This is a genomic window from Pseudoalteromonas sp. UBA6610 (assembly GCF_002433295.1).
GTDB lineage: Bacteria > Pseudomonadota > Gammaproteobacteria > Enterobacterales > Alteromonadaceae > Pseudoalteromonas > Pseudoalteromonas atlantica.
In genome coordinates, this window is record NZ_DJHW01000077.1 from 1 (window position 1) to 14,079 (window position 14,079).

The 14,079-nt window shown below is 41.6% G+C and carries 12 protein-coding genes and 2 pseudogenes; all 14 read left to right on the forward strand.

Annotated elements, in window-relative coordinates; translation table 11 throughout:
* Nucleotides 1–173: pseudogene (gene hemA, locus B4F91_RS10250) on the forward strand (glutamyl-tRNA reductase); the annotation flags it as partial.
* Nucleotides 174–180: 7 nt separating this feature from the next.
* Nucleotides 181–1,266, forward strand: coding sequence for a peptide chain release factor 1 (gene prfA / locus B4F91_RS10255; protein ID WP_288635711.1), 1,086 nt, complete (start codon nt 181–183; stop codon nt 1,264–1,266).
* A 2-nt stretch (nt 1,267–1,268) separates the two neighbouring features.
* The gene (gene prmC / locus B4F91_RS10260) at nt 1,269–2,108 is read left to right on the forward strand and encodes a peptide chain release factor N(5)-glutamine methyltransferase (protein ID WP_248534271.1); all 840 of its coding nucleotides are present in this window, start codon (nt 1,269–1,271) and stop codon (nt 2,106–2,108) included.
* Nucleotides 2,109–2,165: 57 nt separating this feature from the next.
* Nucleotides 2,166–3,107: pseudogene (locus B4F91_RS10265) on the forward strand (DUF3369 domain-containing protein); the annotation flags it as partial.
* 314 nt (nt 3,108–3,421) lie between these two features.
* On the forward strand, nt 3,422–3,796 hold the full coding sequence (locus B4F91_RS10270; RefSeq protein WP_024034187.1) for a SirB2 family protein: 375 nt from the start codon (nt 3,422–3,424) through the stop codon (nt 3,794–3,796).
* A gap of 292 nt (nt 3,797–4,088) precedes the next feature.
* Nucleotides 4,089–4,916: a tetratricopeptide repeat protein gene (locus B4F91_RS10275; protein WP_004588840.1), complete on the forward strand. Its 828-nt coding sequence runs from the start codon at nt 4,089–4,091 to the stop codon at nt 4,914–4,916.
* 14 nt (nt 4,917–4,930) lie between these two features.
* Nucleotides 4,931–6,184, forward strand: a complete 1,254-nt coding sequence (locus B4F91_RS10280; protein ID WP_138579197.1) for a DUF819 domain-containing protein — start codon at nt 4,931–4,933, stop codon at nt 6,182–6,184.
* 9 nt (nt 6,185–6,193) lie between these two features.
* Nucleotides 6,194–7,048, forward strand: coding sequence for a 3-deoxy-8-phosphooctulonate synthase (gene kdsA / locus B4F91_RS10285; protein ID WP_024034184.1), 855 nt, complete (start codon nt 6,194–6,196; stop codon nt 7,046–7,048).
* A 128-nt stretch (nt 7,049–7,176) separates the two neighbouring features.
* Nucleotides 7,177–8,073, forward strand: coding sequence for a transcriptional regulator GcvA (locus B4F91_RS10290; protein ID WP_004588843.1), 897 nt, complete (start codon nt 7,177–7,179; stop codon nt 8,071–8,073).
* 2 nt (nt 8,074–8,075) lie between these two features.
* On the forward strand, nt 8,076–8,711 hold the full coding sequence (locus B4F91_RS10295; RefSeq protein ID WP_286937765.1) for an alpha/beta family hydrolase: 636 nt from the start codon (nt 8,076–8,078) through the stop codon (nt 8,709–8,711).
* A complete protein-coding gene (locus B4F91_RS10300) occupies nt 8,708–9,076 on the forward strand; it encodes a DUF423 domain-containing protein (RefSeq protein WP_024034182.1) in 369 nt (122 codons plus the stop codon). Before B4F91_RS10295 ends, B4F91_RS10300 begins: the two co-directional genes overlap by 4 nt.
* 17 nt (nt 9,077–9,093) lie before the next feature.
* Nucleotides 9,094–10,179, forward strand: coding sequence for a 23S rRNA (cytidine(2498)-2'-O)-methyltransferase RlmM (rlmM, locus tag B4F91_RS10305; RefSeq protein ID WP_273611478.1), 1,086 nt, complete (start codon nt 9,094–9,096; stop codon nt 10,177–10,179).
* Nucleotides 10,180–10,196: 17 nt separating this feature from the next.
* Nucleotides 10,197–13,511, forward strand: coding sequence for a PKD domain-containing protein (locus B4F91_RS10310; protein WP_286937763.1), 3,315 nt, complete (start codon nt 10,197–10,199; stop codon nt 13,509–13,511).
* A complete protein-coding gene (locus B4F91_RS10315; RefSeq protein ID WP_286937762.1) occupies nt 13,512–14,042 on the forward strand; it encodes a hypothetical protein in 531 nt (176 codons plus the stop codon).
* Nucleotides 14,043–14,079: the final 37 nt, after the last annotated feature.

Genomic DNA, 14,079 nt, shown 5'->3' on the forward strand with positions numbered 1-14,079 from the left:
TTAGCCAGCTAAATACAGGTAAAGACGCAGAAAAAGTAATTTTAGAGCTGGCCAATAAATTAACCAATCGCTTAATGCACGCGCCTACCCGTGCCATCCAAGATGCAGCGAAAAAAGGTGAAGTGGCTCAGTTAAATCAATTGAAAAAAATGTTAGGTATAGATCAGGAATAACAGTTAAATGAAAGAGTCCGTTTATCGTAAATTAGAAACCTTAGTTGAGCGCTATGAAGAAGTACAAGCGCTGCTAAGTGACCCATCGGTCATTAGTGATCAAAACCGCTTTCGTACTCTTTCAAAAGAATACTCTGAGCTTGAAGAAGTGGTAAAAACATTTTTAGCGTACCAGCAAGCGCAAGAAGATTTGAGCAGTGCTGAAGAAATGCTTAAAGATTCAGACCCTGAAATGCGTGAAATGGCACAAGAAGAATATAAAGAAGCAAAAGCACAGATTTCGACTTTAGAAGACGATATTCAAGTTCTGATGCTGCCTAAAGATCCGAAAGACAATAACAACGTGTTTTTAGAGGTTCGCGCTGGAACGGGTGGCGATGAAGCGGCTATTTTTGCTGGTGACTTATTCAGAATGTACAGCCGTTACGCAGAAACAAAAAAATGGAAAGTAGAAGTTGTCACCACCAACGAAGGTGAACACGGTGGTTATAAAGAAGTAATTGCTAACATCAGCGGTGAAGGTGTTTACGGGCAATTAAAGTTTGAATCAGGCGTGCACCGTGTGCAACGTGTCCCTGAAACTGAGTCTCAGGGCCGTGTACATACCTCTGCATGTACTGTAGCCGTTATGGCTGAAGTACCAGAAGCAGAAGCCATCGAAATCAATACTGCTGATATTAAAGTTGATACCTTTAGAGCATCGGGCGCGGGTGGTCAGCACGTTAATAAAACCGACTCTGCCATTCGCATTACCCATTTACCTACGGGTGTAGTGGTTGAGTGTCAAGATGAGCGCTCTCAGCATAAAAACCGTGCTAAAGCGATGTCGGTATTGGCTGCACGCCTTCAGCAAGCTGAAGATGAAAAGCGTCATGCTGCTGAAGCATCAGAGCGTCGTAACTTAGTGGGCAGCGGCGATCGCTCTGAGCGTATTCGTACTTACAACTACCCGCAAGGGCGTATTACCGATCACCGTATTAATTTAACACTTTATCGCTTAAACGAAGTGGTAACTGGCGATTTAGGCGCAATTATCGATCCATTAATGCAAGAGCATCAGGCTGATTTACTTGCCGCAATGGGCGATGAGTAATTGTGAGCCACACGCTTGAGCAGGCAATAGCGGTTGGTGCAACTAAACTTGCACCAACTAGCGACAGCGCTAAATTAGACGCACAAGTACTGCTGTTACATATTCTTCAAAAACCCCGCAGTTACTTATTTACCTGGCCAGATAACCTACTTAGCAGCGACGAACAGCGCCAATATGATGAATTTTGTGAACGGCGTTTAAATGGTGAACCCGTAGCGCATATTATTGGCCAGCGCGAATTTTGGAGCTTAGCGCTCGAGGTGAATGCCACGACGCTTATTCCTAGGCCTGATACCGAAACACTCGTTGAGCAAGCTTTAGCACTTACCGTGCCTGAGCAAGCAAAAGTGCTTGATTTAGGCACTGGCACCGGCGCTATTGCACTTGCACTTGGCAGCGAAATGCCAACATGGCAAATTACAGCAGTCGACAAAGTAGCAGATGCGGTGGCCTTAGCGACCCGTAATCAGCAGCGTTTAGCCATTAATAATGTGCAAGTTAAGCAAAGTAACTGGTTTAGCGCGCTGAAAAATGAGCAGTTTAATCTAATTGTGACCAACCCACCGTACATTGAACACGACGATAAACATTTAAAAGAAGGGGATGTGCGCTTTGAACCTCTTTCTGCGTTAGTGGCCGATGAGGCAGGAATGGCTGATATAAAACAAATAATTACACAATCACGTGACTATTTGCTCCCTAGTGGCTATCTTTTAATAGAACATGGTTTTGAACAGGGTGAAGCTGTTCGGCATTTGTTTAAGCAAATGGCGTATATAAATATTAAAACAGTAAAAGACTTGGGAAATAACGATCGTGTAACGCTCGCACAGTGGCCTTAATTTGATAATAAACAGCCATGATTGTGTGTTCTATAAATGCATTAAGGAACCTTTAATATGATGGGTGATTTTTTATTTTCAGATGAGCCAGATGAGTTAGAAAGTGAAGTAGAGCTTGGCACTTGGAAAGTATTAATCGTTGATGACGAACCTGAAGTTCATGCTGTTACAAAGCTAGCGTTGAGTGATTTTGAATTTCAGAACAAACGTTTAGAATTTTTAAGCGCATACTCGGGCGCTGAAGCAAAAGAATTAATAAATGCGCACCCAGATGCCGCTATTGTACTGCTAGATGTGGTAATGGAAACAGATGACGCTGGGTTACAGGTTGCTAAATTTATTCGCGAAGAAGCTAATAATAATCATATTCGCATTATTTTAAGAACCGGTCAGCCTGGGCAGGCACCTGAGCGCCAAGTCATTATTAATTACGATATTAACGACTATAAATCGAAAACAGAGCTGACAGCGCAAAAGCTGTTTACTGTGATTATGTCGAGCTTACGCTCGTATCGCGATATTATTTCTATTGAGCAATCTCGCGAAGGGCTTGAAAAAATTATTGTTGCCTCGCGCGATATATTTGCCACACGTTCAATAGAGCAGTTTATTGAAGGGGTGATGCAGCAACTTACCTCGTTATTAGGCATTGCCGATCAAGCGGTGTATGCCACTACGTTAGTGGCGCAAAATACGCAAGAAAATAGTAACGATAAGCTAATAGTACGCTCTGGTACCGGTGAATTTGAGCAAAGCGAGGGTAAAGAGTTAGATGCGGTGCTGCAAAATGAGCAACTAGAGGCGTGTCATCAAGCACTTAAAGATAAAAGCATAATTTATAAAGATAACTATTTATTTGCTTATTGTAGTAGCGAGTACAATCACAATTCGATGTTATTTATATCGGGGATCCCTAAAAATATAACCGATACGCAACGTAATTTAATTGAGATTTTTTCGCAAAATGTACAACTAGCATTTGAGAACGTGCAACGACAACAACGTTAATCGTTACTATAAATTTAAAAAGCACATAGCCTCGCGACTATGTGCTTTTTAGTTTGTGAGGCATAATAGCCAAAGCAGTGCGTAGGGCTTGGTATTATACCAAGCAGCAATAATACTTAATCATTTTGAGGGGGCTAAACGTGTTGCTATCAGCGTTAAAAAATTCTCATTTAGAACAACTAAATAGCAAATTTTTTGCCTAGCTATCAACACGTTTTTTCATCCTCAAAATAGATCACTTAATTAAGCGGGTTGGTATTAAACGCACTTAACTAAATTTAACAAAACAAAAAGTACTGAGGCTTATGGATTATTTAGCAGTAAAACACTCACACATGGCAATTGCTATGCTAAGCGTTATCTTATTTTACATCCGCTCTTTTTCGCGTATGGGCAGTGGCAAGCTTGCCAAAAATAAACTGGTTTTTATTGGCAGTCACAGCATTGACACTTTATTACTTATTTCTGCAATAACATTGGTGTTCATGGCAAAAATAAACCCCTTTGAGCAACTATGGTTATTAGAAAAAATAGTGCTTGTAGTGATTTATATTGCGATAGGTATTATTAGTGCTAAACAAACTAATACGCTGCCAAAAATTATGTATGTGGTAGTTAACACGATTGTGATTTTAGCGATAGGGTATTTGGCAACGGCAAAATCGCCGCTACTTTTATAATACCTACTCTGTTGCAAGTTAAGTGTCGGTGCGTGTATATGCTTTTTAAACACGCACGATACTTATAAGTAAGGGACTTAAACCCCCAAGGAACTTGAGTAACAGTTAATACAGTTAATACACCTCTGCACGCTTTATAGCCTTCACCATTTTTCAGCCAGGCTGGCCTACTCCTTTTACTATAAAGCACACCTCTGGGGTATAATTGCGGGTGGGAGCTTCGCTGTATTGGTAACTATCCGCAAAATTAGGTAAACTACGCCTTCGTTTTTTAATAAATGTTGTAGTATTGATGACCACCCTCGGGTATGACGAACACGACGAATCTTATTTAGATGATGCATATGATGAATTTACTCCACCGCCACTTTATCGGTGTATTAATGCAGAGTCGAAATGGGACCCTCAAATAGATTTAGCGCCAACTTTTTCTGTATTAACTGACTTTGAGCAGCAGATCACTGCTATGTGCGCAAAGCAAAAAGACCCACACGATAGATTAGAAGCCCTTCTTGATATTTTTTATAGCAAATGGCTATTTAGCGCCTCTGGGCTAAAGGTGCCAGAGCATAAAATAAATAGCTTAAGCTATACACTCACTATGCGCAGCGGCTCTATAACCACATTAGGTATTTTATTGAGCCATTTGCTTGAGCAAGCGCAATTAGATGCCAGTGTGTGTATTAATCAGGGCGATATTAGCGTGCATGTCGCAATAAGTGATGAAGAAGGCTACATTATTGAGCCTAGCAGTGGGCAACAAAGCTGGTACATCATTCCTGAAAATGCGGATGAAGAAAATGGCCAAGAGCAAGAGCCACTTGAACTTATTTATAACGATGAAGTTTATAAATTGTTTTTAGCGCAGCAAAAATGGTCGTTTATTAGCGAAAATAAATTTGGCCACGCGCTGGTATGTGTTGAGTTGCTAATGGAGCTATTAGGCGATGACCCGTACGAGAGACGCGACAGAGGTTACTTACTCAATCAGTTAGATTGTCCTAAAATGGCACGCGATGATTTACAGTTTTTTATTGATGAGTGCCCGGACGATCCGGCAATCGAAATTATTCAGCATCAACTAGAAGAACTTGAAGATAATAATAAAACACACCATTAAGAATAGGAACAAATATGGCTGATACTCACACTGCATTAATTACCAATGATGCTGTTGTACTGGGTTTGCTTGCTGTAATTTTAGGGTTCATTTTTAAAACCTCTAGCAGCGAAAACCCCAAACTAAAAGCATTTTATAAATATGTACCAGCATTATTGCTGTGTTACTTTTTACCTTCTTTACTCAATACGTTTGGCATTGTAGATGGTCATAGTTCAAATATTTACTATGTTGCTTCGCGCTATTTGCTGCCAGCATGTTTAATCTTACTTACTATTAGTATTGATTTAAAAGCGATTATTAATTTAGGCCCCAAAGCGCTAATTATGTTTTTAGTGGGTACGTTGGGCATTGTGATTGGTGGGCCTTTATCTATTTTAGTGGTTAGTGTATTTAGCCCTGATTTAGTAGGCGGCCACGGCCCTGATGCTGTTTGGCGTGGTATGACAACGGTTGCCGGCAGCTGGATTGGCGGCGGCGCTAACCAAGCTTCAATGAAAGAAATGTTTGAAGTGGGCGGCGATATATTTTCGGTTATGGTGACCGTTGATGTGATTGTGGCGAATATTTGGATGGCTGTTTTATTACTAATGGCCGCAAACCATAAAAAAATTGATGCCGCAACAGGGGCTGATACAACCGCCATAGAAGATTTAAAAAACCGTGTTGAGCAATACCATGCAGAGCATGCCCGCATGCCGACACTCAATGATTACATGACCATTATTGCCATAGCATTTGGTATAACGGGGCTAGCTCATTTTTGTGCCGACTTTTTAGGGCCGTTTTTTGCAAACAATTATGCGTGGGCTAAAGAGTACAGCTTAAACAGTAAATTCTTTTGGCTAATTGTTATTTCAACCACTATTGGTATTAGTTTATCATTTACTAAAGTAAGGCAAATAGAAGCGTTTGGCGCATCAAAAGTTGCTTCAAGCTTTTTATATATTTTAGTGGCATCAATTGGCTTACATATGAACGTAACCGCTATATTTAGTAACCCTGGGTTATTTTTAATTGGGGCTATTTGGATGCTAACACACGCAAGTTTAATGCTGATTGTAGCCAAAGTAATAAAAGCCCCGTTATTTTATATGGCGGTGGGCTCGCAAGCTAACGTTGGCGGCGCTGCGTCGGCGCCTGTGGTGGCTTCTGCGTTTCACCCTTCGCTTGCGCCAGTGGGCGTTTTATTAGCTGTACTAGGGTATGGTGTAGGTACATATATGGCCTACATTTGTGGATTAATGATGCAAGCAGTTGCACCTTAAGGAATTTAAATGAACAACCAAGTAATTGATATTAATAACATTGAGCTGGCAAATGACAAACCATTTGTATTATTCGGTGGTATGAATGTTTTAGAGTCGCGCGATTTAGCAATGCGTATTGCAGAGCACTATGTAGAAGTAACGTCTAAATTAAATATTCCTTATGTATTTAAAGCCTCGTTTGATAAAGCGAATCGCTCATCAATAAATTCTTACCGCGGCCCAGGTATGGAAGAAGGCTTAAAAATATTTGAAGAGATTAAAAATACCTTTAATATCCCGCTTATAACCGACGTGCACGAACCACACCAAGCAGCGCCTGTTGCTGAAGTGGTTGATGTAATTCAGTTACCTGCATTTTTAGCACGCCAAACCGATTTAGTGGTAGCTATGGCAAAAACGGGTGCCATTATTAATGTGAAAAAACCACAGTTTTTAGCGCCGCACGAAATGCGTCATATCATTACTAAATTTAATGAAGCAGGTAATGATAATGTTGCACTGTGTGAGCGCGGCTCAAGCTTTGGCTACAACAACTTAGTTGTTGATATGCTAGGTATGGATGACATGAAAGCCATGGCACCAGTTATTTTTGATGCCACTCATGCACTACAGCGCCCAGGCGGGCGAGCAGACTCTGCTGATGGACGCCGTGCACAAGCTGCCGAGCTTGCTCGCAGCGGCATGGCACTGGGCATTGCGGGCCTATTTATTGAAGCGCACCCTAACCCTAATGAAGCAAAGTGTGATGGCCCATGTGCATTAGCACTTAGCAAGCTTGAAGGGTACTTATCGCAAATGAAAGCAGTAGATGACTTAATTAAAAGCTTTGCACCACTTGATACAAGCGCAAGCGATTTATAATTTAACACCTATTTAGGTAATGTTTAAAAAGCGACTTAGGTCGCTTTTTTTATTCCATTAATATACACACACAACGATGCTGTATATAATCTTACGCATAAGAAAAACTAATTCTAAGCTTGGTTACTATGTCAAGACGAGTCCCCCCATTAAACGCACTTAAAGCTTTTGAAGCCGCGGCACGCCATTTAAGCTTTACTAAAGCAGCAGAAGAGCTGTATGTAACGCAAGCGGCAGTGAGCCATCAAATTAAAACCCTTGAAGAGCATTTAGGCTTAAAATTGTTTTTACGTAAAAATCGCTCGTTATTATTAACCGAAGAAGGCCAAGGCTATTTTTTAGATATTAAAGAGATTTTTACCCAGCTGATAGATGCCACCGAAAAGCTACTTGCTCGCGGTGCAAAAGGCTCACTTACCGTAAGTTTGACCCCGAGTTTTGCAATTCAGTGGTTGGTACCTCGATTAAGTTTATTTAACGAACTCCACCCCGAAATAGATGTGCGTATAAAAGCGCAAGACCAAGACGAAAACTCGTTAACCGATGATGTAGATATTGCCATTTACTACGGCCGAGGGCACTGGAGTGGGGTTCAAACTTACAAATTGCACACCGAGTATTTAGTGCCTTTATGTAGCCCACTGTTATTAAGCGGGCATAAACCGCTTAATCAACCGAGTGACTTAGCCCAGCACACTTTGTTGCACGATACCACGCGCCGTAACTGGAAAACCTGGATGAAAACGGCGGGTGTACGTAATGTACAAGTGAATCAAGGCCCTATATTTAGCCACTCATCAATGGTGCTCCAAGCCGCGGTGCACGGTCAAGGTGTAGCAATAGGCAATAGTGTGCTTGCTAAACCCGATATTGACGCGGGCCGTTTAGTGATCCCATTTAGCCACAGCTTAGAGAGTAAAAACGCGTATTACTTAGTGATTAGAGAGTCGCAAACAGAGCTGGGTAAAATAGTCTCGTTTAAAGATTGGATGCTGAGCTTAGTTGAACAAGAACAAGAGTATTAATAATGATTGAATGGTTTAAAAGCGCAACGCAGCCGGCTATTGCACAGTTTATATTTGCGCATGGTGCCGGAGCTGGATCAGATTCTGATTTTATGCAGCATATGGCTAAACTCATTAGTGCGCAGGGTATTGATGTAGGTTTATTTGATTTTGAATACATGCAAATTGCTAAAAAAACACAAAAACGTAGACCGCCAGAGCGAGCCCCTAAACTGTTAGCTTATTACGAGCAAGTACTAACAAATGCGCAACCTAATTTACCGTTATTTATTGGCGGCAAGTCGATGGGCGGGCGTATGGCTTCTATGCTTGCTTGTAGCTCTACACAACCGATTGCAGGTGTATTAGCGTTTGGCTATCCGTTTCATCCGCCCGGTAAGCCAGAAAAGCTACGCACCGATCATTTTGCAGACATACCTTGCCCGTTTTTAGTCTTACAAGGCGAGCGAGATACCTTTGGCACCCGTGAAGAGCTTAAAACGCTTTCTATGCCAAAACAGCCAAGCTATGTGTGGCTTAGCGATGGCGACCATTCACTCAAACCACGCAAAAAAAGTGGTGTGAGCGAGCTGCAAAATCGTGAAACTGCAGCGCTTAAAGCAGGTAAATTTATAGCCAATAGAGTGGAGCAATTATGATTAAATTATTTTTACTCACGGGCAGCTTTTTTTGCATGCTGTCGGTTATGTTAGGGGCATTTGCCGCGCATGGCTTAAAAAGCCGTCTAACTGAGTATTCTCTCGGGGTATTTAAAACCGCAGCTGAGTATCAAATGGTGCATGGTTTAGCGCTTATAGCCGTGGCGATTCTTATTAAGTGGGGTATTAATTTAACCGTGGCGGGAGGTTTTTTTATTGCCGGTACACTGCTTTTTAGTGGCAGCTTATATTTACTAGCCCTAAGCGGCATGAAGTGGTTAGGCCCAATAACCCCATTAGGTGGGTTATGTTTTATAATTGGTTGGGTTGTTATTTTAGTGCAAGTTGCACGATTTAAGTTTTAAAGAGTTTAAGGGTTAATATGTCTAGTGTTGTGATTTATTGTCGTAGTGGTTTTGAAAACGATGCGGCTGCTGAAATAACGTTTCATGCTGCCGAGCAAGGTTTTGCCGGCTATGTAAAAGCCAAACCAAATACCGGCTACGTGATTTATGAATGTTTTGAAGCGCAACACAGCGACGAAATAATCAAAAAGGTCGACTTTAAAAATATGGTATTTGCGCGGCAGTGGTTTGCTGGCACGTTAATCGAAAATATGCCGGTAGAAGATAGGGTCACTGCATTAAAAGAAGCCGCAAAGGATTTTCCTTTGTGTAGTGAATTGCGCGTAGAAACCCCCGATACTAACGAAGGTAAAGAGCTACTGACCTTTTGTAAAAAAATATCAACGCCGTTAAAAAAAACACTCGAAAAGCAAAACACGGTATTACGTGAGCCAAAGGTAAACCGCCCGGTAATGCATGTACTATTTTTAGCAAACAATGCCGCGTATGTAGGGTATTCGTATAGTTATAATAATTCGCCGTTTTTTATGGGCATTTTACGTTTACGTATGCCAAGTGACGGACCGAGCCGCTCAACGTTAAAACTTGACGAAGCCTTTAATGTTTTTATCCCTGAAAAAGAGCGAGAAGCGCGAGTACAACCAGGCATGCGAGGGGTTGATTTAGGCGCTTGCCCAGGCGGTTGGACCTATCAATTAGTACGCAGAGGGATGTTTGTTAGCGCAATAGATAATGGCCCAATGAACGATAGTTTGATGGAAACAGGCCAAGTTAAACACTTTAGAGCCGATGGTTTTAAATACCGCCCAGAAAAAAGAAATATTAACTGGTTAGTGTGCGATATGGTGGAAAAACCAACCAAAGTGACTAATCTAATGATTGACTGGGCAGTAAACGCATACGCCAAAGAGCTGATATTTAATTTAAAGCTGCCTATGAAAAAACGCTTTGATAGTGTTTATGAATGCCTAACGATGATCAAAGAAGAGCTTACTGAGTACGGTATAACCTATGAGTTGCAAGCTAAGCATTTGTATCATGATCGTGAGGAAATCACCGTTCATTTAAACGTTGTTAAGGTGCCCCAAAATTTGTATAGCTAAATCATAGAGGCATAAAAGTGGTATTAAATAATGTTTATAAATGGCTAGGATTACTTTTTTTATCACTTTTAATAGCCGGTTGCGGCGGCGGTGGCAGCGATAATGACGCCACCGATAGTGGCTCAACTGGCAATACCGCCCCTACTGTGAGTGTTGATGTAAGCAGCAGCGTTATTGTTGCTAACCAAACCTTTACTATTACGGCTCAGGCAAGCGATAGTGACGGGCAGGTGTCTAGTTATCAATGGCAGCAGCTGTCGGGGCCTGAATTTACCTTTACTGCCAATGGCAACATACTCACAGCAACGGCCCCCAGTGTAGAGAGCGACACTGATTTTAGTTTTTCGGTGCTAGTAACCGATAATGACGGCGCAACTACAGAGCAAGTGTTTTCTGGGACTATCACGGTTCAAAACACCCCTCCCACAGTTAATATTACAGGCCCAAGCAGTGCACTGGCTAATACCCAAGTGAGTTTAATTGCTAATGCACAAGACATAGATGGCACAATTAGCACCATAGTGTGGGTACAATCTGCTGGCTCCTCCATCGAATTTAGCCAAATTGAAGGTGAATTAAGCTTTACCGCCCCAAATGTAAGTGAAAATGAAACGCTTGGTTTTAGTGTTACTGTAACCGACAATGCCGGGGGCACTGTACAAAGCAGTGCGACGGTACTTATTACGCAATTAAATAGCGCACCTAGTGTTACCTTAGCTGGGCCTGACGAGGCAATGCAAAATGAGTCAGTGACAATAACAGCTACAGCGCAGGACAGCGATGGCACCATTAGCGAGCTAAGCTGGCAGCAAACAAACGGCCCCGTGGTCGAATTTACGCAAACCGACTCCAGTATTACGTTTAATGCCCCAACGGTTGCTCAAAATACCAATATTACCTTTTTAGCCACCGTTAGAGATAACGACGATGCAACTAATAGCGCCCAAAAAACGGTGATTGTGGTGCCGCCTAACAATCCGCCTGTGGCAGACGATGTAACCGTTGAGGTGCAATATAACTTAAGTGCTGAATTTAATTTGACGGTAAATGATGCCGATGGCGATACGGTACAAATTACTTTTCCAGATGACTTAGAAGGGGCGCAGGTGAGCGTTATTGATGCCCAAGCGCTGCGCTTTAGCTATACACCGCCTGTAAATAGTATTTCTGCAAAAAGCTATACACTGACTGCTAGTGATGGTGAAGACAGCACCAACTTTTTACTTAATACGACAATTATTGATACCAGCGCTGCAACGGTGACAGAAATAACGCCTAATGGGGCAGATGAACCGGTATTGGTTGACACCCCCATTAGCATTACGTTTTCTGATGTGATGCTGAGCAGTTCGTTAACCGTAAATAGTAGCGCGGGGAGCTGCGAAGGCAGTGTTCAGGTATCAAGTGATGATTTTGCAAGCTGTGTTGCACTTAATGTAGAGAGCGTATCTGGTGCGCCTGATGAGACGAGTGACTATTTTAAAAACGTTAACTTAAGCGCTGATTTTTCAGAAAACACGCTTTACAAAGTGCGTGTAAATGACCAATTAGTTAATTTTTCTGGTACTGCTGCGACAGCAGGCCAAGTGAGTGAATTTACCACCTCAACCCAAGATTTAAAAATAACCGAACTCATATCGGTGCAATTTACTAATGATACGCCCTGGGTAGAGATTTATAACGGCACAGGAGAGGCTGTTAATTTACAAAACTATTCATTAAAAACGCGCGCAATTAATATGCTTGATAGCTCAGTGAGTGCAGAGCAAGTATTTACATTACCCAACAAAGTATTAGAAAACGGCAGTTATATTTTACTGCAAAGTCGTTTTGGTGATGAGTTTTTAGCAAGCGCGGCACTTAATAACCCTAAAATTGTGCTGGTGGGTAACCAAAGCGATGCGCTACGTCCTTACTGGTATATAAATGGCTTTGCAGAGTTATTAAATAGCGCCGCCACACAAACAATCGACTTTGTTAAATTTGGTAATTCTACCCAGCAACCGGTTAGTGCCACGCAATGGCAAGGCGATAACGCACCACAAATGCAGGCCGAGCAAGGCTCAAGCTTAAAACGTGCGCTTAATGCAACAGATACTAATCAAGCAAGTGATTGGGTTTACTCAGTGTTTAATACGCCGGCAGGGCAAAATGATATTAGCTGTGATACCGATACAGATTTAGATGGGATCCCAGATTGCAGTGAGCAAGAAGGCGCAACGTTTGGCGGGCTGCCTTTATATGAATGGGGCGCGCGGGAAAATCAAAAAGATATATTTATAGAAATTGATTATATGGACAGTACCGATATAGGTATTACGCCACAGCGTACAGCATTAGAAAAAGTAGTGAGCGTATTTGCAAGTAACGGTTACACAGTGCATTTTGATGTAGGCGATTTGTTTGACCAAAGCACAGGTATTTCCACCGCTAACTTTGATTTAGGAGGCGGTACAACCGTACCGTTTAACAGCTACACGCCCTTTGAATATGACCAAGGTACCGCTAATTTATTTGCCTATAAAATGGAATATGCCGATACAACGCGCCGCCCAATTTTTCATTATTTATTAATGGCAAACAGTGGTAACGAAGATGGCAGCATTAGTGGCTCGGGCATTGCTGAAATAAATGGTAATGACCTAATGCTGACTATGGGCGGATGGGGGTTATCGGTTGATGATCAAACATCACAAAATGTGACGAATAATTACCAAGCGTCTACTATTTTTCATGAGTTGGGACATAATTTAGGGCTTTATCATGGCGGCGACGAAGAAGTGAACTTTAAGCCAAATCATTTAAGCTCTATGAATTATCTATATCAATTAACGGGGCTTGCAAGCATAGGTAATAACGAAGGTGACCGTTATTACGACCGGTTTTATACCAACAACATTAACTGCGACCTTGTGCCAAATACTAATAATCAAACAGGATCAACGGATGATTTTATCATTGATTATTCAAACGGCAGCGCTGCAAATATAAATGAAAGTGCTATTGATGAAAGCGCAGGATTGAACAGGCCTGGCTCTGAGGCGGTCGATTATAATTGTAATGCAATTTTAGGCGATACATTAACTAACTTTGATGCAAACCAAGACTCGCAAATTACTGTATTAACGGATACCGATGAGTGGAGCATGATTAACTTACAGTTTTACTCACAAAGTGCAGGTAACCGATTTGGTGTGGCAAATACAATGAGCCATAAGCTGTATCAACAGCAGCGTGCTCAAGCTGTTTCTACTTCATTGCCTAGCTATATAAAAGAAGCAGCGCCAAGCGAGGCTATAATTAACCAAATTAAAGCAATTAAAGAGCGCTAAATGAGCTACCGATTTATAAAAGCTGCACTTTTACAAGGAGCTATTATTTGTTTAGTTGCTGCCTGTAGCCAAGGCGCTATTAATAAAGCCAGTAGTAGTGAATGGTTACTAACTGATGCGCTTTATTATAATAACAAGCCAGTAAATTGGCAGCAAAGGCGAGTAAACGGGTGTAGCACGTGTTTAATACAAAACGACTCTGTACTTCAGCCCGAGGGCATAACGCGTTTTAATACGCTTTATAAAGATGGGGAGTGGGTTGCAGTACAGGAGCAAAGCAGTTTAAATGTTATAAGGTTAAAACTGCCTTTGCACACCCCCTATTTGTATGTTGAGCAATTAGCAAACGGTGAACTTAAACTGTTTAATCAGCAACACACTTATAAAACTAAAATAGGCGAAGTCATTAATATTACTTTTAAAAAGCAGTTATTCTCGATAGTGATCACAGCGTTTACTTTACAAGATGAAAAAAATGCAGCACTGCCAAGGCGCGCAAGACTAAACTACACTGCACTTAAGTTGAGATAGATAAAATAAAAGCACCAAAAGGTGCTTTTATTATTTG

Bases quoted from the DNA above. Each gene is read 5' to 3' on its own strand.
- kdsA (WP_024034184.1), top strand. From the start codon at position 6,194: ATGAACAACCAAGTAATTGATATTAATAACATTGAGCTGGCAAATGAC.
- rlmM (WP_273611478.1), top strand. From the start codon at position 9,094: ATGTCTAGTGTTGTGATTTATTGTCGTAGTGGTTTTGAAAACGATGCG.
- B4F91_RS10270 (WP_024034187.1), top strand. From the start codon at position 3,422: ATGGATTATTTAGCAGTAAAACACTCACACATGGCAATTGCTATGCTA.
- B4F91_RS10290 (WP_004588843.1), top strand. From the start codon at position 7,177: ATGTCAAGACGAGTCCCCCCATTAAACGCACTTAAAGCTTTTGAAGCC.
- B4F91_RS10315 (WP_286937762.1), top strand. From the start codon at position 13,512: ATGAGCTACCGATTTATAAAAGCTGCACTTTTACAAGGAGCTATTATT.
- B4F91_RS10275 (WP_004588840.1), top strand. From the start codon at position 4,089: ATGACCACCCTCGGGTATGACGAACACGACGAATCTTATTTAGATGAT.
- B4F91_RS10280 (WP_138579197.1), top strand. From the start codon at position 4,931: ATGGCTGATACTCACACTGCATTAATTACCAATGATGCTGTTGTACTG.
- B4F91_RS10300 (WP_024034182.1), top strand. From the start codon at position 8,708: ATGATTAAATTATTTTTACTCACGGGCAGCTTTTTTTGCATGCTGTCG.
- prfA (WP_288635711.1), top strand. From the start codon at position 181: ATGAAAGAGTCCGTTTATCGTAAATTAGAAACCTTAGTTGAGCGCTAT.
- B4F91_RS10295 (WP_286937765.1), top strand. From the start codon at position 8,076: ATGATTGAATGGTTTAAAAGCGCAACGCAGCCGGCTATTGCACAGTTT.